This window comes from Colwellia sp. BRX8-5 (assembly GCF_014077325.1).
Taxonomy (GTDB): domain Bacteria; phylum Pseudomonadota; class Gammaproteobacteria; order Enterobacterales; family Alteromonadaceae; genus Colwellia_A.
In genome coordinates this window covers 1-23,351 of record NZ_JACGVR010000001.1, presented here as the reverse complement: position 1 = coordinate 23,351, position 23,351 = coordinate 1, and the positions used below count along the sequence as shown (strand labels likewise).

Annotated in this window: 22 protein-coding genes and 1 pseudogene; 8 read left to right on the top strand and 15 right to left on the bottom strand. The window is 36.3% G+C overall.

Going from position 1 to position 23,351, the window contains the following annotated elements:
• Positions 1 to 40: 40 nt before the first annotated feature.
• The 4 genes from H4J62_RS00110 to rpoE form a co-directional block, all read right to left on the bottom strand.
• Positions 41 to 550, bottom strand: a complete 510-nt coding sequence (locus tag H4J62_RS00110) for a SoxR reducing system RseC family protein (protein ID WP_182213372.1) — start codon at positions 548 to 550, stop codon at positions 41 to 43.
• Entirely contained in the window at positions 547 to 1,509 is a 963-nt protein-coding gene (locus tag H4J62_RS00105; protein WP_182213370.1) for a MucB/RseB C-terminal domain-containing protein, read from the bottom strand. Before H4J62_RS00105 ends, H4J62_RS00110 begins: the two co-directional genes overlap by 4 nt.
• Positions 1,509 to 2,129: a sigma-E factor negative regulatory protein gene (locus H4J62_RS00100; protein WP_182213368.1), complete on the bottom strand. Its 621-nt coding sequence runs from the start codon at positions 2,127 to 2,129 to the stop codon at positions 1,509 to 1,511. Before H4J62_RS00100 ends, H4J62_RS00105 begins: the two co-directional genes overlap by 1 nt.
• An 82-nt stretch (positions 2,130 to 2,211) precedes the next feature.
• The gene (rpoE, locus tag H4J62_RS00095; protein WP_182213366.1) at positions 2,212 to 2,790 is read right to left on the bottom strand and encodes an RNA polymerase sigma factor RpoE; all 579 of its coding nucleotides are present in this window, start codon (positions 2,788 to 2,790) and stop codon (positions 2,212 to 2,214) included.
• A gap of 237 nt (positions 2,791 to 3,027) precedes the next feature.
• On the opposite strand from rpoE, the gene nadB reads away from it, so the two are divergent.
• Complete coding sequence (gene nadB, locus H4J62_RS00090) at positions 3,028 to 4,626, top strand: L-aspartate oxidase (RefSeq protein ID WP_182213364.1); 1,599 nt, start codon at positions 3,028 to 3,030, stop codon at positions 4,624 to 4,626.
• Positions 4,627 to 4,665: 39 nt separating this feature from the next.
• Here nadB and H4J62_RS00085 read toward each other — a convergent pair whose 3' ends face one another.
• Together H4J62_RS00085 and H4J62_RS00080 are read right to left on the bottom strand one after the other, a co-directional pair.
• A complete protein-coding gene (locus H4J62_RS00085; protein WP_182213363.1) occupies positions 4,666 to 4,962 on the bottom strand; it encodes a hypothetical protein in 297 nt (98 codons plus the stop codon).
• A gap of 37 nt (positions 4,963 to 4,999) precedes the next feature.
• Positions 5,000 to 5,251: a succinate dehydrogenase assembly factor 2 gene (locus H4J62_RS00080; RefSeq protein WP_070374745.1), complete on the bottom strand. Its 252-nt coding sequence runs from the start codon at positions 5,249 to 5,251 to the stop codon at positions 5,000 to 5,002.
• 171 nt (positions 5,252 to 5,422) lie between these two features.
• On the opposite strand from H4J62_RS00080, the gene ygfZ reads away from it, so the two are divergent.
• Both ygfZ and H4J62_RS00070 read left to right on the top strand, forming a co-directional pair.
• Complete coding sequence (gene ygfZ, locus H4J62_RS00075; protein WP_182213361.1) at positions 5,423 to 6,409, top strand: tRNA-modifying protein YgfZ; 987 nt, start codon at positions 5,423 to 5,425, stop codon at positions 6,407 to 6,409.
• A 36-nt stretch (positions 6,410 to 6,445) separates the two neighbouring features.
• Positions 6,446 to 6,937 (top strand): peptidylprolyl isomerase, encoded by a 492-nt coding sequence (locus H4J62_RS00070; RefSeq protein ID WP_070374747.1) that lies wholly within the window; start codon positions 6,446 to 6,448, stop codon positions 6,935 to 6,937.
• A gap of 79 nt (positions 6,938 to 7,016) precedes the next feature.
• On the opposite strand, the gene H4J62_RS00065 is transcribed toward H4J62_RS00070, so the two are convergent.
• The 4 genes from H4J62_RS00065 to H4J62_RS00050 all read right to left on the bottom strand — a co-directional run bounded on the left by H4J62_RS00065 (position 7,017) and on the right by H4J62_RS00050 (position 11,125).
• Positions 7,017 to 8,957, bottom strand: a complete 1,941-nt coding sequence (locus H4J62_RS00065) for an ATP-dependent DNA helicase RecQ (RefSeq protein WP_182213360.1) — start codon at positions 8,955 to 8,957, stop codon at positions 7,017 to 7,019.
• A 96-nt stretch (positions 8,958 to 9,053) separates the two neighbouring features.
• Positions 9,054 to 9,470 carry a phosphate ABC transporter substrate-binding protein gene (locus tag H4J62_RS00060; RefSeq protein WP_259364804.1) on the bottom strand — a complete coding sequence of 139 codons (417 nt, stop codon included), beginning with the start codon at positions 9,468 to 9,470 and terminating at the stop codon, positions 9,054 to 9,056.
• A 10-nt stretch (positions 9,471 to 9,480) separates the two neighbouring features.
• Positions 9,481 to 10,617, bottom strand: a complete 1,137-nt coding sequence (locus H4J62_RS00055; RefSeq protein WP_182213357.1) for a hypothetical protein — start codon at positions 10,615 to 10,617, stop codon at positions 9,481 to 9,483.
• A 157-nt stretch (positions 10,618 to 10,774) separates the two neighbouring features.
• Positions 10,775 to 11,125: a RidA family protein gene (locus H4J62_RS00050; RefSeq protein ID WP_182213355.1), complete on the bottom strand. Its 351-nt coding sequence runs from the start codon at positions 11,123 to 11,125 to the stop codon at positions 10,775 to 10,777.
• A 203-nt stretch (positions 11,126 to 11,328) separates the two neighbouring features.
• Between H4J62_RS00050 and H4J62_RS00045 the strand changes: the two genes are divergently transcribed.
• The gene (locus H4J62_RS00045; protein ID WP_070374752.1) at positions 11,329 to 11,547 is read left to right on the top strand and encodes an EF-hand domain-containing protein; all 219 of its coding nucleotides are present in this window, start codon (positions 11,329 to 11,331) and stop codon (positions 11,545 to 11,547) included.
• A 220-nt stretch (positions 11,548 to 11,767) separates the two neighbouring features.
• The gene (locus tag H4J62_RS00040) at positions 11,768 to 12,403 is read left to right on the top strand and encodes a hemolysin III family protein (RefSeq protein WP_182213353.1); all 636 of its coding nucleotides are present in this window, start codon (positions 11,768 to 11,770) and stop codon (positions 12,401 to 12,403) included.
• Between the two features lie 217 nt (positions 12,404 to 12,620).
• On the opposite strand, the gene H4J62_RS00035 is transcribed toward H4J62_RS00040, so the two are convergent.
• The 5 genes from H4J62_RS00035 to H4J62_RS00015 all read right to left on the bottom strand — a co-directional run bounded on the left by H4J62_RS00035 (position 12,621) and on the right by H4J62_RS00015 (position 19,370).
• Complete coding sequence (locus H4J62_RS00035; protein WP_182213351.1) at positions 12,621 to 13,823, bottom strand: pyridoxal phosphate-dependent aminotransferase; 1,203 nt, start codon at positions 13,821 to 13,823, stop codon at positions 12,621 to 12,623.
• Positions 13,824 to 13,828: 5 nt separating this feature from the next.
• Positions 13,829 to 15,952 (bottom strand): 5-histidylcysteine sulfoxide synthase, encoded by a 2,124-nt coding sequence (gene ovoA, locus H4J62_RS00030; protein WP_182213350.1) that lies wholly within the window; start codon positions 15,950 to 15,952, stop codon positions 13,829 to 13,831.
• Positions 15,953 to 15,971: 19 nt separating this feature from the next.
• Positions 15,972 to 17,111 carry a hypothetical protein gene (locus H4J62_RS00025; protein WP_182213348.1) on the bottom strand — a complete coding sequence of 380 codons (1,140 nt, stop codon included), beginning with the start codon at positions 17,109 to 17,111 and terminating at the stop codon, positions 15,972 to 15,974.
• A 16-nt stretch (positions 17,112 to 17,127) separates the two neighbouring features.
• A complete protein-coding gene (locus H4J62_RS00020; protein WP_182213346.1) occupies positions 17,128 to 19,023 on the bottom strand; it encodes a tetratricopeptide repeat-containing diguanylate cyclase in 1,896 nt (631 codons plus the stop codon).
• A 119-nt stretch (positions 19,024 to 19,142) separates the two neighbouring features.
• A complete protein-coding gene (locus H4J62_RS00015) occupies positions 19,143 to 19,370 on the bottom strand; it encodes a glutaredoxin family protein (protein WP_070374757.1) in 228 nt (75 codons plus the stop codon).
• Between the two features lie 351 nt (positions 19,371 to 19,721).
• Here H4J62_RS00015 and H4J62_RS00010 point away from each other — a divergent pair, with 351 nt between their 5' ends.
• The 3 genes and pseudogenes from H4J62_RS00010 to H4J62_RS20710 all read left to right on the top strand — a co-directional run.
• Entirely contained in the window at positions 19,722 to 20,450 is a 729-nt protein-coding gene (locus H4J62_RS00010) for a cytochrome b/b6 domain-containing protein (protein WP_182213345.1), read from the top strand.
• 504 nt (positions 20,451 to 20,954) lie between these two features.
• On the top strand, positions 20,955 to 22,871 hold the full coding sequence (locus H4J62_RS00005; protein ID WP_182213343.1) for a DNA topoisomerase III: 1,917 nt from the start codon (positions 20,955 to 20,957) through the stop codon (positions 22,869 to 22,871).
• A 174-nt stretch (positions 22,872 to 23,045) separates the two neighbouring features.
• Positions 23,046 to 23,214: pseudogene (locus H4J62_RS20710) on the top strand (IS3 family transposase); the annotation flags it as partial.
• Between the last annotated feature and the right edge of the window lie 137 nt (positions 23,215 to 23,351).

Here is a 23,351-nt window from a genome sequence, read left to right as displayed (position 1 = left end):
TTAAAGGCTTGTACTGGACACAGAGTCAGTCGCAAAAATTTTAATCGGTAATTTCGACAATATTGATCATCGAGTTATGTATACGGAGAATTTTTGGGATTAACAAATTACAATATTTACCACGTTTTTGTTGGTGCCTCGCGAGCGAAAAACCTATGTATCCGCCCAATACACCTAACGCTATCGCAAATAACTCGTGGCTAAATATGCTATTTTCAACCAACCATTGGCCAAATACTGACGCGATGACTAGCCCCAACAATGGCCATAGATAAACTTGCCAAGCGGTTAATAATAAATGCTTGTCTGATAAACCCAAGACCACAGTGTCACCAACTTTTACCGCTAATTCAGTTTCTAATTCTAAGCTAAGTTTGGCTTGTGGAAAAGCTTTAGCCACTTGACCACTGCCACAGTTATCAACCTGTTTACAGCCACTGCAGCTTGATTTGATTTGGCTTTCCACGGTCACTTTATGCATAGCGGTTAGACCGGCATTTTTATCCGCCGTTAATTCTATGGCAACAACCGTAGCGTTTTCTTCAATCATGGTTTTTGAGGTGGCTTTATCGTGATAGCGTCGGCAATAGCTTTCGCTGTTTTAAACGGTATTTTTCCGACAATGCTCACTTCAATACCATCACTCACTTGGTTTAACACCAAAGTAGCTCCATCCATAACAAAGTCCGCATTGCGTTGTTTTTCTTGACTACCATTAACATAAATTGAAATATCGACTAAGCCATCACTCAACAGCATAAATTCGACCGGTTGTTTTGTTAGTGATATTTTATGTCGATTAGCGTTAATTTGCGTAAAGCCCTCTGGCAACCAGTTAACATCCCATTGCAGTTCTTGCTGTTGGTATTCTTCAGGAATATCAACTAGCACAGGAAGTTCAGTCTCATTTAACTGTAAGACACTTTCTGAAGGTTTTTCTGTGATTTCAAGATGCGTAAACTGAATCTGTTCTAATTGTTGGCCTTGTTTCGTCACAATAGACAACTTTAATAGCATACTTGATTGTTGGTCTAACCAAAGCCAATAGGCATAACGGTGGGTATTTTTTGCTTCTATTCTGATCAATTGTGCAGGTCGGCCTAATACACGACTTCGGCCAACAGAAATAAAATCATAAATATTTTCTAATCGAGAAATATCTCCCGCTAAAATAGCAGGAATAGGACCACTAATTTGTTGAGAAGTTACTGAATAAGGAGGCAGTTCAGGTTCGATATAGCTAACTACGTTGCCTTTGCGCAAAATATCGCGACGCGGTCCATTGAGTAAAGAAAGTATCTCAAGTTCTTTACCACTTTCATCGACACCATGAAACCAGTGATATGGCTGAGCTTGATTATTTTTTACAACAACAAAAGACGTACTAAAATTAAGTTTATTTAATGCGCTAGATAAACGTTCGAGCCAAACTTTTGCTGACTCACTTTCTTCACCAACCGCGGAAAAGCTGATGCTTAACAGCAGTAAAACATAACTTAAGAATTTCATTAATTACTTTTATTTGCCTTTTTGTTGTCAATGCTAGTTGTTTCACTTTCATTGTCTGTATTTGTGGTATCAACCGTCAGTGAACCTAATTTAATTTGTTGTTGGTGATCAGACAGCAAAGCATGAAAACGACGTTGTTGATCAATAAAAGCTTGCTTTTGTGAAGCTCTGTCTGGTTCTTGAAAGTTCAAGCTTACCGGTTCAGCGAAACCTGCCATAGGAATAGTTTTTACTATTTGGCTAGGTAAAATAGTTTCATTATTTTGTGCAACATTACTTTGTACACCTAAAACCATTAAACCTGCGGCTGAAGCAGCAATCGCTAATTGGCCAAAGGGTTTAGCAAACTCGACCACTTTATTTTTTAACTTAAGCATGAAAACATTAGTCGTTTTCGGTGCCAAAACGGTCGGCTCAGCGGCAATCGCTTTTGCTATTTCAGCAGATAAATCAAGTTGTAAAACATCAGGAGTGTCATTACGTAAAACATCTCCAATTAAATGATAACGATCCCAAGTAGTCGACAAATGTTCATCGTTGATAATATCATCAAACGTTTTATCATTATGTTGAAAATTATCAACACAAGATGACACTGTTTCAAACTTACCTTCACTCATATATACACCTTAAAAATTAACACTTACATTCGTGTGAATTAAATTAATTTTATCTTCTATACCAAAAATCTACTCTTAATAGCTAGTTTTGTAATAATGGCCTAATTTTTTTATCTACCGCGTCTCGAGCTCTAAATATTCTCGAACGGACAGTCCCAACAGGACAATCCATAATATGTGCTATTTCTTCGTAACTTAACCCTTCTAACTCTCGAAGGTTAATTGCCGTTCGCAAATCATTGGGTAGTTGTTCAATGGTATCAAAAATAACTTTTTTGATTTCATTGGTTAATAATAACTTTTCAGGAGAAGCATTTTCTCGCAAAGCTTCACCTGAATCATAAATTTCAGCATCTTCTACTTCTATATCAGAGCCCGGTGGTTTTCGATTACTCGCCACCATATGGTTCTTTGCGCAATTAACGGCTATACGATAAAGCCAAGTATAAAAAGCACTATCCCCTCTAAAATTAGGTAAAGCTCTGTATGCCTTAATAAATGCTTCTTGAACTATATCGGGTACATCACTGTGATTTTTTACATAACGCGACACTAAATTTGCTACTTTATGCTGATACTTTGTCACCAGAAGGTTAAAAGCATTTTTATCTCCGCGTTGTACTCGTTCAACCAATTTTTGGTCAACGTTTATTTCGCTCATCTGAGCCAATACTCCTAATTATTACTTACTTCTAAAATCCGGTTCAACATTTGGCTCATGGTAAACACATCAAGTAGGACTACACTAGTTTGAAAAAGTTCGAAAAAAATTAAAATAAATCATAAAACTATCCAAATTTCGTGTTTATTTCTAAATACAGCCCATTTTATCTGTTACCACAGGTGAATAACCGTTAAGATTCCTGCTATATGTAGAATACATTAAAATCATAACTTTATGAACAAACAACACAACTGTGACGTATTAATTATTGGTAGCGGTGCCGCGGGTTTAACGCTTGCTTTACATTTAGCAAATAATGCCGATATCGTTGTACTCAGCAAATCCTTGGTTAATGAAGGTTCAACCTTTTACGCCCAAGGGGGTGTCGCTGCTGTTTTTGATGAGAATGACAGTGTTGCTGCTCATGTAAATGACACTTTAATTGCTGGTGCAGGCTTGTGTGACCAAGAAATAGTGCAATTTACCGCTGAAAATGCGCGAGCATGTTTGGAATGGCTAATTGGCCAAGGTGTTGACTTTGATCAAGAAGAAGATGAAAAAGGTGAGTTACGTTACCATCTAACCCGTGAAGGTGGTCATAGCCATCGCAGAATTCTTCATTCTGCTGACGCCACAGGTCAAGCCATTCAAACCACGTTAGTCGACCAAGTTAAAAATCATCCCCGTATTCGAATCTTTGAACGCTACAATGCGGTTGATTTAGTCTGTGAACAACCAAACGATACCAATAACCAGCAAAAGCGCTGCATTGGCGCCTACATCTGGAACCGAAATAGCGAATGCGTTGAACGTATATTTGCCCGTAAAACCATTTTAGCGACGGGTGGTGCAAGTAAGGTCTACCAATATACTTCAAATCCTGATGTTGCCAGCGGTGATGGTATAGCAATGGCGTGGCGAGCAGGATGCCGTGTCGCTAATATGGAGTTTAACCAATTTCATCCGACATGTTTATTCCATCCTGATGCAGGAAATTTTTTGTTAACGGAAGCATTACGCGGCGAAGGGGCTATTTTACGTCGCCCTGACGGCAGTCGATTTATGCCAAGCTTCGATGAACGCGCCGAACTTGCACCTCGAGATATTGTTGCCCGCGCTATTGATTTTGAAATGAAACGCCTCGGCGCTGATTGTATGTATTTAGATATCAGCCACAAACCTGCTGATTTTATTAAGCAACACTTCCCTAATATCTATGAAAAAACTCAATCTTTAGGCATCGATATTACCAAACAACCTATGCCCGTTGTACCTGCTGCCCATTACACTTGTGGTGGTGTCATGATTAATAAGCAAGGTAAAACAGATATCGAGAGCTTGTATGCTATTGGCGAAGTCGCTTATACCGGTTTACATGGCGCTAATCGTATGGCGAGTAATTCGTTATTAGAATGCCTAGTGTTTGCTCGCGCAGCGGCATTAGACATAGAACAAAAAATTGACCGTCAACAGAGTATTGTTGCGTTACCCGCTTGGGATGAAAGTCGCGTTACAAATTCTGATGAAGAAGTTGTTATACAACATAACTGGCATGAACTGCGATTATTTATGTGGGACTATGTCGGTATTGTCAGAACAACAAAACGTTTAGAAAGAGCGCTGCACCGTGTTGAATTGTTGCAAAGAGAAATAGAAGATTACTATCAAAATTTTCGAGTCAGTAATAATTTACTAGAATTAAGAAACTTAGTACAAGTAGCTGAATTAATTATTAGATGTGCGATGGAACGTAAAGAAAGCCGTGGTTTGCACTACACGCTTGATTATCCTGAATTAAGTCAGGTAGCAACCCCAACTATTCTACGTCCTTAATAATAAGTGTTATGCTGAGTTATCAAAGGTTTAATCACCCTAAGTTGGGTTATTTAACTTGACGATAACACGGCATAACCTTGAATAATGTTTAGCAGACAAACTCGTTTTTAAAATAAAGTAGCTGGGTAAATTCAGTTGCGCGAGACAGTTTTTTAAAAAATTATTTTTCAGCCAGGTAACTTGTGCTGGTAAATTATCTTCAAAGACCAACCAACACCCCCAAAAACCAATACGACTAGACGCGCTTAACTGTCTTTTACCTTTAGCCGAAAACTGGCATTCACCCATTATATCAAGAGTAAAACTGTTAGGTTCAGTATAGAACATTCGCATAAAATTAAATTTATTATGCGTATGCTCAACAACTATATTAAACTTTAACTCGTTTAAGGATAAGTTGCACCATGGCGTTGAGTTCTTTGTCTTCACAAACTTGATGCCCCATAAACCAAGCAAATAATTCCGGATCTTGCTCTTCCAGTAAACGTTCAAAAACTAGCTTCTCTTTTTCTGAGAGCAAATCATAAGCCTCTTCAACGAAAGGCATAAAAAGTATATCTAATTCGAGCATTCCACGACGGCAAGCCCATCTTAAACGCGGTTTATTATCAGTTAAAGACATGTAACACCCAGTAAAATAAAATTTAGGCTTATTCTAACAAAGTCATTTGCCATTACAATATTGTTTATCAGATCTAGAAAAATAAACTAACGAATATCATATACACCTTGAATTTCACAAGAAAGTCCTCATTATTTAACCTATCAATAAAACAAAAATGCCAATTTAATTATGACAATCTCTGTTGAAAATACTTTACCTAGTTACGATAACCTTCCTGATGCTTGTATCATTAGTTTAGCTGAATATGGTGCAATTGCTGTACATGGAGCAGAACAAAGTAAATACCTACAAGGACAAGTGACTTGCGATGTAAATATACTGACAGATAATAACTTATTATTGGGTGGTCATTGCGACGCTAAAGGTAAAGTTTTTTCAGTGTTTAGATTGATAAATCGTCAAAATATTCATTTACTTTTACAACCTAAAACCAGTATTAGCCAATCATTAGCCGAACTGAAGAAATTTGGCGTATTTGCCAAAGTAACCATTGAACAAGCCACAGATTTAGCTTTTTATGCGGTTGCAGGAAAAAAGGCAACAGAAATACTCCATCAACAGTTTGTTGAATTACCTAATAGTTTAACACCGGTTTTACAAGTCGGTAGTACCACTATTGTCTACCTCGCGGGAAAATTAAAACGTTATCTTATAATTGATGAGGCGAAGGCTGCTGAAAAAATTATTAATGACTTTGCCTTAGTCACTTATTCTCAAGCGCTGTGGAATTTAATCGAAATTAATGAAGGTTTTCCTTTACTAGCACCAGAAACAGTTGCTTCTTATGTGCCACAAATGTTGAATTTACAAGCAATTCACGGCATAAGCTTTACTAAAGGCTGTTACTTAGGACAAGAGACTGTTGCTCGAATGCAGTATTTAGGAAAAAACAAACGCGCTTTATTTTCGTTAAAGAGTAAATCAGCAAATAATGAGTTAATAACCTTGCAAGCAGGTGATATTATTGAGCAACAGTTAGGTGCAAACTGGCGTAAAGCTGGTGACATCTTAGCGAGCTATATTAGTGATGATGGCATTTATTATCTGCAGGCTGTTTTAGCCAGCGATATCGATAGCACCACAAACTTACGGATTAAAAACCACGAAAACTCAGCATTAAGCTTAGTAGAATTGCCTTATAACTTAGCGGAATAGTCGCGAGTTACATTTATTTAAAATTTAGGACATATCATGAAAATTTCAGAAAACAAAGTTGTCGTTTTACACTATGCCGTATCCGACAGCGAAGACACACTCATCGACAGCTCTTATGATCACAGCCCTTTATCTATCATTCACGGTACAGGTTATCTCATTCCGGGCTTAGAAGATGCTTTAACAGATCATGTTGTTGATGATAAATTCGAAGTCGCAGTTAGCGCTGAAAATGCTTATGGCGATCGCCACGATGAGTTTGTACAAACCGTACCAAAAAGTATGTTCGAAAGTGTTGAAGATCTTGCGGTTGGTTCACAATTACGTGCAACGACTGATGATGGTGAGCAAACAGTTATTGTTATAGATGTCACTGATGATGAAATAACTGTTGACGGAAATCACCCTTTGGCAGGCATTGATTTAAAGTTTGATGTAGAAATTTTAGAAGTCCGTGATGCCACAGAAGATGAATTGAAACATGGACATGTCCATGGTGAAGGGGGTTGTGGTCACAACCACGACTAATCCTCATATATACTGAGTTTGAAAAATAAAAAGCGAAATATAAGTACTTATATTTCGCTTTTTTATTAATTATTTGCCGCTAAATATTCATCACACTGATCACTTTTTCACGCACTTCTTGATAGCGAATATTTTCACAACAGCCAAAACCAGATAACTGTTTTATTTTATTACGGCTAAAAAGCGGCACGGTTAATCCAGTTAAAAATCGGCACATCGTTTCTAAAGATAAAACACCTTTGTGCTTGGTCGACATATGTTCAATAAGCGCCGTTAGCATGTCAACTATCGCAGTGTCATCTGGCAGAATACTTTCTTGTAAGTAACTTAGCTTAGCAACGTTTCCACGGCATACTGAACAATGTCCACAATTTTCAGGGGTGTTTTTATCATTAAAGTACAAGGATAAATTTCGACTTAGGCAAGAGGATAATTCAAAGAAGCGCACCAGTGTTGCAATACGTTTTATTTCTTTTTCTTCTTTTTCGACAAAATAATCATGTAGTGACTTAGCAAGTATATTAGCTGACAACAAGGCTTTGTTAACACTAAAAACTTCAGTGATTTTTTTTGTTTCCAAGGTGATCAGTTGCTTCTCTTGAAGGTATTCCAAAGCCACAATCACTCGGCCACGGTCACAGCCATAATGCTGAAATAGTGCATCAAAGTCTGGCTCTCCCCATACTTTTTTAAAACCGCTGTATTTAAAAATAGTCGCAAGAAAATCTTTGCGCTCACCTTCAAATAAATTTAACACCTCGTCTTTATTGGTGGTGAATTTATATTTAAAATCGGCAAAATATGAAAATAGTGGTTTAATAACACCTTGCAGCTCTAACTGAACAAGTAAGGTTCTCATGGGTAATTGGCGGATATTACTGGCATTTGACAGCGATAAACCTTGTAATTCCCAGCGATCATTTTGGCATTCTTGTTGAATGTTTTTTATAACACATTCAATACCACTCAGTTCGGGTGTATCACCAAAAACAAAATTTTCAACGGTATTTAGCCCATCTAAATTTGCCAAGGTAATGCAATTTGATGCTAAACCATCACGCCCTGCTCGGCCAATTTCCTGGCTGTAATTTTCAATTGACTTGGGTAAGTCATAATGAATAACAAAGCGGATATCTGCTTTATCTATGCCCATGCCAAAAGCAATAGTAGCCACGATGATTTGTACTTTTCCCGACATGAAATCTTCTTGAATTTTCTGTCGTTTTTCACTTATAAATCCGGCGTGATAAGGTTGCGCATTCAAACCTTGTTGCGTCAAAAAGTTTGCCACATACTCAGCACTTTGCTGTAAAGTCACATATACAATGCCACAACCGGTTTGATCAGCGATACTTGTTAGCAATTGTTGATTTTTATCTTTTGTTGAAACCGCTAACACCGACAAATCTAAATTTTGACGATAAAAGCCTGTTTGTACGATGTGCTCTGGTAAGATAGCGAATTTAGTGGCCATATCTTGCTTGACTTTTTTGGTCGCTGTGGCGGTCAACAAAAGCACCAGCGGAATGTTGAGTTCTTGGCGATAGTTAGGGAGTTTTAAATAATCGGGTCGAAAGTTATGCCCCCATTCAGAAATACAATGTGCCTCATCAACAACCAACATAGATACATTTACTGACTCAATAAATTGGCGAAAACGCTCGTTTTTAAAACGCTCAACCGACACCATAAGAATTTTTATTTTACCTGAACGCGTATCCGCCATGACTTGCTGATTTTGCTGTGGGGTTAATGTTGAATCGATACTTGCCGCTGCTATATTTTTCGTCGCTAAAAAGGCTAATTGATCTTTCATTAGCGCCAGCAAGGGAGAAACAACAATAGTTAAGTGAGGTAGTTCTATAGCCGCTAATTGATAGCATAATGATTTACCTGAGCCAGTCGGAAATATAGCGAGAGAAGATTGGCTATTGAGGAGCTGTTCAATCGTTTGCTGCTGTCCATCACGAAAGGCATCAAAACCAAAGATTTGCTTGAGTGAGTTAACAAGAGATGACACAAGAAATACCTATTAAATAAATGAATTAAAAAAAAACGAGTACCAACAGTCAATTGAAAATCACTGTTGATACTCGTTTTATAATAACAGAGTTACTTAAAAGGTTTTAATCACTTTAACTTTATCACTGACATTAGCAGCATCGATATAGCCAATAGCATCAGGGTTATCAGCAACAAAACTTAACACATCGGCATCATTATCAAATTCTGCTAAAGGTTTCGCCTTACCAGAGAAAATTAGCTTAGCCCAATAAGATTTAACTTGGTAGCTAGTCTTTTGCAACACTTTGCTTTCAAACTCTTCTCGAGCGGGACTTTCATCTTTTAAATTGGCTGCCATGACAGAAGCACCGTTAGTAAATTTCTTATTTTTACCTAAAAAAATCCGAGATATGTCTCTGTCGGTAAGCTCACTAGAATTAGCCGGATTCACAATAACAGCAATATCGGCAGAAGCCGTTAAACTAAAGCCTATTGAAAGTAAGATCGCAGTGACTTTTATATATTTCATCATCAATCCCCTAAAAAACAGTAACAAGTGAAGTGCGGAATAAACCAGCATCATTAGCACCATTAAGGTCATCATTAAAACCGGTATATTCAAACTTTAATGATGCAGAGCTATGAAAATCCCAACGTAAACCAACAGTAACATAGCTTGAATCATTTTTTTGACTCGCTATAACATCTTGTGTTGGTACTTTTAAAGCATCAAGAGGAGTTCCAGACGGTATAACGCTAGTAAAATCGTTCGCCGCAGTGTCTTCATCAACACCGTAAGTAACGTGTACTAAGTAATTATCAAAGCGCTTACCTAGCATCACATAATAAGACTCTTCTTCACCTAATAACGTATTATCTATTTTAAGCGTAGTATATTCGCCGACAACTAAGATGCCTTCATAGTCAATTTGAAAGCCAAGTTCAGTGAACGTTGCTTTGTCTTCAAAAATACTAGTATTGTCTGCAAATGTAGGGTAACCAAAGGCGTTCCAATTATTAGCAAGTCCATCTAACCCTGTTGAAGGTATTGTTACATCAGCATTAAAATAAGCAGCTCTCAAGGTTAGCCAATCTCTATTAAAGGTAGCTGCGCCACCTAAGATATTATCCATGTTAGGTGATGATTTTTCATCAAAGACTTCGATTTCATCGGAGTTATTACCCGCAATAAAGTGGTAAGTCGTATCAAATTCTCCAAGAGTACTGCTGTATATGCCGCTAAGACCGTCAAAAGTATTAAAAATTAAATCGTAAACACCTTTTGGTGGTGTTATCCACGGGTAGGCATACGAAACATCTAAAAAGTCTGAATACATAAAGAAAGGTGCTCGTTGACGCCCAGCCAAAACCCTAAATTTATCGTTTACGTTATAGCTAACGTAGGCCCACTCAAATTCAGTATCCCAATCATTCTCACCGCGAGAAACAATTTGTGCAGTAATATCAAGGCCTTCACCTATATTACTTGATGCTTGAATAGCCAGTAGAGAACCATTTTTAAAGTCAAATGTATCGTTAAAACCATACAACTCTTCATCACTCGATGTAGTGATACCACCTGTTATCGAAGCAAAGCCACTTAAATTGATATCTGCTTGAGCCGCATAGGAAATAAAGCTACTAGCAAGCGCTAGTACCGCTATTTTACTTTTCATATTATCCACCTTAGAGTTTGTATTTTTACGTGCTTATGTTTTTACATGTTTATATTTTTACATGCTTATATTTTATTAAAATCGATTAGTTTACAGGTAAGCTAATGAAGTGTAGATTAATATATTAAAAATGTTAGAGAACAAGTTTAAAAAATAACTATATTTCGGCCGCTATTACCGATATTTCAATAAGTAATTCGTTTCTTGCCATTGAAGCTTTGACACAAGCTCTTGCAGGAGCGAATCCCTGAGGGATCCAATTATCCCAAATTTCATTCATTTTTGAAAAATCATTCATATCTTTAATATAAATAGTTGCCGATAGAATATGCTTATTGTCGCTACCTGCTTGTTCAAGTAATTCATCAACTTTATCTAACATTGAACGTGTTTGTTCTTCAATGCCTTGGCTCGCATCTTTACAAACTTGCCCACATAAATAAATAACACCATTGTGCTTAACGATGCGGCTCATTCGTGTTTTTGTTTCTTGCCTAATAATAGTCATTTTATTTAGTCATGATTAAATATGTTAAAGTATATACTCTACTTACTAGAAATTGTAGCTTTGATACTTGTGCTGTGGAGAAACTTTACGCTAGTAGATAATAAATCACGCTTATTAACGTAATGTTGCAATTAATCATTCACAAATAGCACAATAAAAGATAAAGTATTTAGTAGATGCAATACTACTAATAAGGATAACTGATGGACATTAATCAGTGGGTTGATGAACTATTTGAATTTTTTGATGAAGATAAAGACGGTGCGATTAGTCGAAGTGAATTTGTTGAATTAATTGACTGTCTTTTGCAAGATAAAGGCATCCGTATGTGTGAGAGTATTTTTAATAAATTTGATGTTAATCATAATAATTCAATTTCCAAAGAAGAACTCAAAGCTATGGTGATTGAGTTAGCTTTGTAGCGTTTTTCATTAAAATTTACCCTTCTCCAATTATTCGTTGAGAAAGTAACTTTACTATTTTTCATCTAATCAAGAGCTTAACTAAGCTCTTTTTTTATACCTTAAATTCATTGGTCTGACCTCTTGTTTCAATTGTTTTTTCTGTTATCATTCAATCTCAGCTTACACGTGTACACTGAAATTAAATTTAAAGAAACAATGAAAAATAACAGGATAACAAATGACAAGCCAAGCTAGTTACAGCAAAAATGAAGAAATAGCCAACACCTTGACTCATGCTCTTGGCGCAATATTGTCTGTTATGGCTTGTTACATGCTACTCACTGCAGCTTTTACTGATAACTCATTAGTAAAAATAGTGAGTTATGCCGTTTACGGTGCCAGTTTGGTTTTATTATTCACCGCTTCAACTTTTTACCATGCCTTTCAAGATCCTGACAAAAAAAAGCTTTTTAAATTACTCGACCATTGTGCTATTTACTTGTTAATCGCAGGAACTTACACCCCTTTAATGATGGTTGCCTTAAACGACCAACTCGGTACTATTATGCTGACAATTATCTGGAGTATGGCTATATTAGGGGTGTTTTTTAAAATGAAATTTGGTCACCGCTATAAAAAAACCTCGCTGATCACCTACTTAGGTATGGGACTAATATCTATAACCATTATTGAACAGCTAAATGACAAATTATCAAATCAAGCCTTAACACTACTTGCTCTTGGCGGTATTATTTATTGTTTAGGGGTTATTTTTTATGTGCAAAAGCGTATACATTTCAACCATGCTATTTGGCATTTATTTGTTTTAGGTGGCGCAGCATGTCACTTCTTTATGATTTACTTCTACTTATAAGCGCTGATAAGGCTGACAAAAGAAATAACCAGAGATATAGTTGCTGGTGAGGATGGTAAATTAATTTATACCTAGATCAGCCGTTAAAACGCTATGGCCTTTGCAGGCTTTTAGGCTTGATTCTCGAGTTATCGTCAACTTTCTTAGTAATTGGAATGCGGCTACTAATTAATAGGTTCATAGCAAAAATAAATTAATTAAGCTTTCAATCCAACTTTCAATTCACAGTCAACGATAAGCGACTATCAACAAACCCTTGTAATGATTCCAGTATCATTGAAAAGTTTTTTGCACCCAGCCCTAAACGAAAATATGGCCCAGTAAGGCCAAATAGGCATGATGGGTAAGCGAATATTCCCGCTTGTTCAGCGAGTTGCTCAGCCCATTCAAGCATAGGTAAATCACTATGGCACTTCACTAATGTTAGTAAGCCTGCCTGAGGAGGACACCAACTAAAATGCAACTGGTTTTTGTCGATAAACTGCTGAAATAAAGCGATATTATCTTTGATAATAAGATTATTTTTACTGATGATTTTAACATGGTTTTCTAAAGCAAGCTCTGCCAGCTTTTCATCAACGATTGAAGTACAAATTGAGCCTTGAGCTTTTACCGCTAATAATTTTTTTAGCAGTGATTTATCCTTAGACACTGCCCAACCAATACGTAGCCCCGCCAAACCAAAACTTTTCGATAATACCGAGACAACAATCGTGCGCTCATAATCTAAATAGCGATGAGCTAATTTAAGATCATTATAGTTACTTGCTTGAGAGACATCATCGGCTAAAAGGTAACAATTGAACTGTTTTGCAATGGCTAATATTTGCTCCGAAAATTGAGTGTCTATTATGCTACCACTGGGATTATGGGGAGAATTCAAGACAATTAGTCGGGTATTTTCGTTTACTAGGGCTAAAAGTGCCGCTTGGTTAATTTGCCAGTTTTGTTGAAAATCAACCGTAAGGCACCTTACTTTAATCCCCATCTGCTCTGCCATCGTCACTAGAGAGGGATAGCAAGGTGTAATAACAACAATTTCAATCGCTGCTTGTTGCTCAACTGTATTACCTTGCGTTCGTTCATTTTCGCTAAGTACTGTTTGGTAAATAGCTGACAACGCCTCTTGAGCGCCACAAAAAGTTAGAACATTGTCAGCAGTTAACTCAACTTGATGATGATTATAGTCTTGATGAAAACCGGCAATAAGTGATCGCAAATAATGGCTGCCACTTATCGACGCATAGGATAACGCTTGGTCACCCAGTAGATTATCAAGACTCGTTTCACCGAGTAGACACAATTGTGCTGCGGACAACGACTGTCCGCAAGAGTTACTCAAATTGTGCTTAATTGTGACCTTTTGATTTTCTGCAAGCTGTTGGCCAAAGGCGATATGTGCCGGTAAAATATTTTTCATCCTTGCTATATTTTCCGCTGCCAAATCGACATTTCGGTGGTGGTTACGGTGAAAGTGCATTGATTTTGCTTAATCACACGCGTTAATGGCTGTGCGTCTAAAAAAGTAAACTCTTCTGCTAGTTTTTCCTGTAAACCATCAAAGCCAATAACATTTTCACCATTGACTTTAAGCCCACCCAACCAGTTTTCTTTTTCAGTGTGTTTCGCTGAGTATTGATGGTCGGTTAATACAAAAAGTAAACCTTGTTTATTAAGTCGCTTAGACAGTGTGGCTAACAACTGTTTAGGTTGATAACTCTTTTCTAGCGCATGCTCAACTAAAATCGCATCATAACCGTTAAAAATGGGTTTTAAATTGCTCGCATCACCCTGACTAAAAACAATATGGTCAGCGTTGTTGTTTAGCGCTAAGGCCTTAAGAGACACCTCGTGAAAACTCTGTATGTCACCAGAAATAACGTTGGTGTAACGGAGTGTTTTCTGTTGTTGAAGTTGCACACCAAATTGAATATAACGCGCAGAAAAATCTACCGCATCAATATGCTGAAAATGCTCTGACAACTCAAAAGCGGTTCGTCCAACACTACAACCTAAGTTCAATAACTTGTCGGTATTAATGCCCAGAGCTCGTACTTTATTAAGCAATAATTGGCTAACTTGTTGTGAATAGTTTTCAACACTTAAATGTTGATCACCATAATGACTTTCGAGTTGCTGACAAACTTCACGATCAGTTTCATATCGATTAACCGGCGTTAATGGTATTTTGCCATCGATATTTTCAACATAACGAAAACCAGCATGCTGAGTAAAGTGACGACGAAAAGCATAACGAGATGACGGAATGGTTTCGTTGCCGGTAGAAATCCATGAACCGCCTTTAATTAAGTTATGTTTACCATCAAAGGTTGGCGTAGAAAAATCATCATAAAGTGGATGAACTTTAAATCCCTCATATCCATCTATTGCTGACTCATTCCATTGCCATACATTGCCAATAACATCATAAAAATCCCCTGTTGAAAATTCATCAATCGGGCATGAAGAAGCGTAACGGGCTAAGTTTATATTACCTAATACTTGTTGTTCATTATCGCTGGCATTATTGATTAGACAATGCCACTGTGCTTCAGTAGGCATAGCAATATTTTTTTGAGTTTGTTCACTTTTCCAATGACAGAAAGCTTTCGCTTCTAAGTAGTTCACTTCTGCAGGCCAATTCAAAGGTAAAGGCATTTCATTAAGTAAGTTACGCTGTACGTATTCATCGTTATTTTTTCGCCAAAAACGCGGCATTTCAGCTTTAGTGAAACTTAGCCACTTTTGCCCTTCTTCGCTCCAATAATGTGGTTTTTTGTAACCACCTGCATCGATAAAAGCTAAAAACTCTTGATTAGAGACTAAATATTTTGACGCTGAAAAGGCACTAACCTCAACAGATAACTCACCATATTCGTTGTCCCAGCCGTAAGTTTCATCGGTTAACTTTTTCCCTAATACAATAGATTGTTCTGTAACAGGTAGTAATTCGTTCGTTGGAGCCGTTGAAAAATGAGCACAACTTGTCCATTGTCCCGCTACTTCAGATGGCTGTGTTAAGCAATCTAGCGGTAACATGCGCATAATAACTGATGAAGTCTCAAGATGGATGCGTTCATGCTCACAGCCCATCAATATCACCCAAGCTAACGAGTCTTGTTTGATAGGTAAGCTAATTTCCATGGTATCAATAAGGTTATTAACCACAGTGAAAACTTGTTGACGGTATTCTCTTACTTCATCAACATTAGGCCAGTCGTAATGTTCACTGTTGAGATCATCCCAGCTCATTTCATCAACACCAACAGCGCAAACAGCTTCTAACTTGGTATTAACACGCTTATTAATGTACTTACCCAAAAGTAATTTATTAATAAAGAAGGTAGCCGTATGGCCAAAATAAAAAATAAGTGGATGGCGTAAAGTCTCAGGCCGTAAATAATAGGCTTCATCTTTGTTGATTAAAGCAAACAACGACTCGTAAGTCGTCCAAGTATTATGGAAGTAGCTTTTTAGCTCGGCGCGTTTATCATCTATAGATAAACCATTAAGCTGCGGGGTAATATTTTGATTATTAATAAGAGTCATATTTTATTTTTTAAATTAATTATGATGTATGAGTGAGAATAAGTTTTTGTTGATACGGCGCTAAAATCATTTGCTTTAATTTGTCACCTAACTGCAACTGCCCTGATATTTGCTCACCATTTATAAATTCACCCGATAGCTTATTTAAACTTTCGCTTAACCAGTGATCATTTGCAAATAGTGATATTGCGCCCAATTTTTCTTGCTCTGTATTATCATACAATGAAAAAGGTAAATTTTGATGATGAACTTCTTTACGGAGCAATTTGCGACAGTTATCCACCTTATATACTTCAAGCGCGTCAATTAAGTTCAATAAAGAGTAAATAATATTAAAATAAGCATTGTATTGCATACTTGAAGCACCAATTCTGTGCTCGATACGAGCAGTTTTTTGCCAATTTTGTCGCTTAACTAGTACTTCATTTTTGTGATTATAAAGTACCGGCTCTTCGCCCATCGCTTGATTATGTTTACCCACTTCTTTATACAAGGCAATACTGCCTTGGTGTCCGCCTGAAATATCAACGGGTGAACATAACTCAGCCGCTAAACCGTATTTAGTTTTTAATGCTAGTCGCTCAAAAGCTTCTTCTTCAGGTAAATAAATCAAACAACAATTTAAACTAGTATCAAGAAAGCATTGCTGTAAATATTCACCAAAGCCGCGTTCAATAATAATGTTTTTACCTTCACTATCAAGCGCACTAATATTCATTTGAACAGCATTAGGGATATGCACTGCCCGTGTTTCTGTGGTGAAAATATCACCACTACCACTGGCTAACTTGCCTTTATCACCAGACCAAACAACCGGTTTGATTAATGTTTTACTTATGCCTTGTTCGGCAAAAAAACGAGGTAAAAGGTGTAACGCTTGGCTTAAATTATTAGCCTCTTTTAACGGCGACTGGCCATTAAACAAAGAAACATACTCCCACTGACTATACCAATACTCTGGCACTAATTCTCCGTCAATTCCTGCATGCGCTAACTGACGATTAATTCTTTGATAATCTAGTGAAAACCTTTTTATTTTACTATCGAGCTGGTAACAACCTTCTAATTCAAAGTGAATTACAGGAGTAAAGCCAAGCTGTTTTATATAATTCTGTAATAATATAATAGCTTGAACGGCGAACGGTGTTGTATTATTCATATGAGATAATGGCTTTCTATTGATATATAACCACATTATTTTTACCGTTATGCTTTGCCTGGTAAAGGGCAGCATCGGCATGTAGGTATAACATTTCACTCGTTGGGCTAAGTTGAGACAAGGTTGCTATACCGATACTTACGGTTAACTGTAAACTTGGCTCGACTTGGAAAACTTGCTGACTTATTTTTTTTAAAAAACGTTCAGCAATTACTTTACATTGCTTTTCGTCGGTACGAGGTAAAATACATAAGAATTCTTCTCCGCCAACACGGCCAATGACATCTCCATTACGAAAGACATCATGACAAAGATCAGCTATTTTTTTAATAACTTTATCACCAACAGGATGACCAAACTTATCATTGACCATTTTAAAGTCATCAATATCAAATAAAATTACCGAAAGTTCAGTTTTTTCGACTAAGACATCGTTCAGGTAGTTCGATAAGTACTCAAAAATATAGCGGCGGTTATATAAATTTGATAATGGGTCTTTAATTGACAGTGCATACATTTTCTTATTATTTTTATACTGAATGGTTATCACGATAATGACAACCACGCCGGCACATAACATAAAAATCAGTAGATAAAGGTTCTGTAATTTTTGTTGATGATAGGAATCATTTTCTAAAGCGGCGACCTTTTTTCGTTGCAGGGTAAGTGCTTGTTCAACATATTTTCGCTCATTTTCCATCGCAGCGCGCGCTGTAGTTAATCGTGTGCTGGAATTTTTGACCAATAACTCATTGTATTTTTGATAATACTGTCGAGATAATTGAAAAGCTTCACTGTCATTATTTCTTGCGTGAGCAAGCTCTGAGCCAAGCTTTATAACTTCTAATTGCCACTTAGTGCCGACTAATTCAGGTAAAGACATGAATATATTTTCAGCTTTAGTCAACGATGCCTGCGCTTGTTCTAACTCACCCAAGATAATAAAACAGTGAACCTGTTGCTTATATAATTCGGCATTATAATCAATCAAGCCATTTAACGTTAGAGCATGATTAATAACATCGATAGCTTTAACACAATCGCCTTTTTCGGCCAGTGTCATACCTAAACCGTACGCTGAAAAAAAAGAAATTTCAGTGTTAGGGGTATAGGCAATTTTTTCTTGATAAAGCTCAAAGTAGCGAATCGCCAAATCATATTTTTGCCAATATCGATAGGTTATAGCAATGCCGTAAATAGCCTCTGAAACATGAGCTGGATAATTTAAACGTTCATAAGTATTTAATGCTTTTTGGTAATATTCTATCGATTTTTCATAATCGTCCATATAGCCATAAATAGCACCGTAGGTTTCATTGATAACAGCAATTAGAAAGTGTTCTTTTAGTGAATAAGCATCTAAGTAAGCTTCTTGCATTTCATTCAATGACAGTTCGAAGAGTTCAGTGATACTTTTTGTAAAAGCAAGCTCTTGTTTTGCAAGGATAAAAAGGTAAGTTAAATTATTTTTTTTTGCTATAGACATAGCCTTTCGAAGAATAAGTACAGAATCTGCATACTGAGCATGGCGACGATAAATTAACCCCTGATAAATATAAAGGTGACTTTGAATTTTTAATGGGGTTTTGTCGTCGATAAGCGCTACGGCTTGTGCGATGGTCTTATTAAAGTCTTCATAAAAATAGAGTAAATTTTCTGCTTGAGCTTTACGTAACAACCACCAAGATTGTTGTAGTTTTGGCATAGTTGAAAAAGATTTTTCTGCGTTTAATAATTGTTGATAAGATTGCAGAGGTTGTTGGCGTATTTCTTCATCCATGTTCAATAAGCGATTTAGCTCATCGGTTTGTTCTACCGCTAATTGGCCACTACTATTTGCCTGTGATTGACTACAGGAAAAAAAAAAGATAATAACAACAACCGAAAAAAACCGATAAAAATCAAATTTCATTACACATCCGTAATTAATGATCTTGTTAATTCATGTAAGTATTTCAACCTTAACATAGACCTTTTTTTAAAACGAGTTAAAGCCATAAAATTGTATCATCACCAATATATTAACCAATATTAATCCTCGTAAAGCGCTTTAAAAGCCGCCACTTTAAAACCTTGCAGATATTCTTCACCAATCTTTATTACCGGTACGGATCTAAAGTTTGCTCTGCGAAACTCTTTTTGTCCCGCGGCTGTTTTCACATTACATAAGCGATAAGCAATGTTATTTTTATCTAAGTACGCTTTCGCCGTATCACAATGAGGGCAGTTACTCATACTATATAAGACAATTTTCTTCATGCTAAATTTCCTTGGTTATTTATTCGCTGCATTATCTTCAACAAATAAATGTTAAATGGGTGCCCATAATACACACTATAATACACAGAATTATTTTACGGCTGTTTGGCTAGTTTACAGGAACTTATCTTGAAAAACGCTGACACTTGCGGAAAATTAAATTAAATTATCTGCTAGGTAATCGTCAGTAAACTAAAATAACGCCGCTTAATTGTAAAGACACACAGCTACTTTAAGATATCTTGTAACCATTAATCCAAATAACGATCACTTAGTGTTAGAAGCGGATAAATATTTCGGTTATTATTAAAATAACAGGCAAAATGTTAACAAATAAAAAGAGTCATCATCATGCAATATAACCCAGTAAATATCACTTCCACTATAGTAAAAACTTTTGTTTGGAGTAGAAACATTCGTTTATTTCATTGGTTGAATGTCTTGTCAGTACTTTTGCTTATTGTTATTGGTAGCGTTATTTATTTTGGTAAAGATCTAGGTCTCTCAACAGAAGGTAAAATACTGCTTAAAACAATACATGTATGTGTGGGCTATGTTTTTGCTGCAAATTTAATTTTTAGAATTATTCTTGGTTTTATTGGTAAAGGATATGAACGTTGGGGACAAACACTGCCTTTTAATAAAGTCTTTAAACAAGAACTAGCCGATTTCAAAAAAGATAAAAATAAGACATTTAAAGGTCATAGTCCACTGGGGAAACTTATGGTTGGCGCTTTAATGTTAAGTCTTTCTATTCAAATGATTTCAGGTTTAGTGATTGCGGGTACTGACATTTATTATCCTCCTTTTGGGCAATACTTTGCTAGCAGCATAGCTCAAGATAAAAGCCAAGTAGCCTTGATTAAGCCCTACAGTAAAGAAAATGTTGATGCAGATGCTTATAAAGAAATGCGCAATGTAAGAAAGCCTTTTATAACTGCTCACGTTTATAGCTTTTACTTTTTGTTGCTGTTGATCCCACTACATATTTTAGCCGTATTTTTTGCTGAACGACGTGAAAAACATTCTATTGTTTCTTCAATGATCCACGGCTTTAAATATTTACCTAAAGACAAGTAAAACCACTTTTATCCTACCGCTGTGATAATGACCTACTCACCACATAGTGAATGAGTGGGTCGCTTCCTAACTAAATATGGTTACGGATGAAACAATTTGACTATAACCGAGAATAAACACTGTATATAAAAACAGTTATTGTGCTAAGCTTATTCTAATGGTCTGTATTGAACCCTTGGAAATTCTATTGAAACTATATATTGTCGAAAAGCCAAGTTTAGGACGTGCCATTGCGGCAGTTTTACCCAATCCCCATAAAAGTCAACAAGGCTATATAGCGCACGGCAATGATGTAACAATCAATAACCATAAGTTTGACACTATATTTTTATTATATAATTCAATAAACAAGGTCATATTATCACGATATAAGCTTGACGCAGTTACCAAGCTAAAAACGTTGAAAAAAAGCCTCACTATTATTGACAAATACATACAAAAAAAGAGCTTGTTCTTGACTCTGTTTGACAATCACAACCCACTGTTAGACCAGGCTTAATATTTATGAAATTATTTATTGCAGAAAAACCTAGCTTAGCAAGAGCAATTGTAGACGTACTACCTAAACCTCATAAAAAAAATGATGGTTATATAGAAGCAGGTAATGGCGATGTCGTTACCTGGTGCATAGGACATTTATTAGAACAAGCTCCACCTGAAGATTACGATATTAAATATAAAAAATGGGTAGTTGAACATTTACCCATAATTCCTGAGCAATGGAAGTTAAAACCAAAACCAAAAACTCGAAAACAACTGACCGTTATAAAAAGGCTAATAAAACAAGCTGATACCATCGTAAATTCTGGTGATGTGGATCGTGAAGGTCAAATATTAGTTGATGAAGCGATTAGCTTTAGCGGAGCATCTAAATCCAAAATAGATAATGCTTTGAGGTGTCTAATAACCGATATGAATTTTAATGCGGTTAAAAAAGCGGTAGATAACTTAAAACCTAATAAAAATTATATCCCTCTTGCTGTTTCAGCATTATCAAGAGCTAGAGCTGATTGGCTTTATGGCTTAAATATGACTCGTCTTTGTACTTTACAAGGGCAGAAATCAGGCTATCAAGGCGTATTATCAATTGGTCGGGTACAGACTCCGATATTAGGTTTAGTGGTAAACCGAGATATTGAAATAGAAAATTTCATCTCAAAGCCTTTTTATGAAGTACTTGCTCATATCACGACAAAAAACGGTGAAAAGTATCAGGGTAAGTGGAAGCCAAGTAAGGCTTGTGAGCCTTTCATGGATGAAGAGAAACGCATATTATCAAAAAAGCTAGCTGAAAATGTAGTCAATCGTATTAATGACAAACCGGCAAAAATTGAAAAGGTTACACAGGATAAAAAACAGCAAGTAGCACCATTACCTTTCAGTTTATCTGGCTTACAAATATCAGCCGCTAAAGCTTTTGGTATGAGTGCAAAGCAAGTATTAGATATCTGTCAGCAACTTTATGAAAAGCACAAATTAATAACTTACCCTAGATCTGATTGCCAATACTTACCGACCGAACACCTCAATGATGTACCTGCCGTAACCAACGCTATGAGTAACGTATCTGAGAAATTAGCCGATATGTTAAAAAATGCAGATTTAAAGATAAGAAGTAGAGCTTGGAACAATAAAAAAGTCAGTGCTCATCATGCTATTATACCCACAGCTAAAAACACCCCAACTGGCGCACTATCAAATGATGAAGCTAAAATTTATGAAATAATATCTCGGCAGTATATTGCACAATTTTATCCAAATTTTGAATATATGGACAAGCAAATAGACACTATTATTGATGGTGGTTTATTTATCAGTAAGCAAAAAGATATCATTAAAAATGGCTGGAAAGATTTATTTCCTAGCTCTAATAAAAGTAAAGATAATTCCGAATTTTCTGCGATTAAGTTACCCAATGTTATAGCGGGTGATTGCGTGCATTGTTTACATGGCGAGCTTGTAGAAAAAAATACTAGCCCACCTAAATACTTTACTGATGCAACGATATTAGGTGCCCTTACCGGCATAGCTCGTTATGTGACGAATGCTGAAATAAAAAAGTTACTAAGAGATACTGATGGACTAGGTACGGAGGCAACACGTGCTGGTATTATAGAACTCCTGTTTAAGCGTCAATTTTTAGTGAGAAAAGGAAAGGATATAAGAGCAACAGAGATTGGGAAAAAACTCATTACCTCTTTACCCGTTCAAATCTCCCAGCCTGACATGACAGCACTATGGGAGTCACAGCTAGAATCAATAAGTAATAAAACACTCAACTACCAATTCTTTATTAAAGGAGTTGAAAAAAACTTACAACAACTCATCCTTGAAGTTAAAGATATTGCATTTACTGATTTGCCCCAATCCAATACCCCAAGAAGATTTACTAAAAAAAGAAATAGAAAGCGAGCAACATAAAAATCATCTATTAAAGCTAATTGTCTAGAGTAGGCTCGTTAGTTTATTAAGCATCTGTATTTAATTTTAACCCTATCTTGCTATGACTATATCAATAATATCATTACTGACTAAAGCAATGAAATGAAGTGCGAATATTAATTTGACACTCATGGAGAACTGATAAAATGAGAAATGAGTCGTCGTGGAAACTGTTGCGATAATAGCTCAATGAAAGGGTTTTTAGACGTTTAAAAAGCAATGAATACCAACAACGGGTTATCGCTCATTTTTTGAAGCTGAAAACTCAGTAGTTAACTATATTATTGGATATTACAGCAAAGTTAGGCCTCACCGTTATAATGGAAGATCATACTGGGGAAATTTTAATACTACAAAAACAGTAAAAGGGTTAGTCAAATATTTATTAAAAAATAGAGACTTGCACAATAAATACCCATAATGCAAACTAGAGTTAATAGTTAATAGTTAATAGTTAAT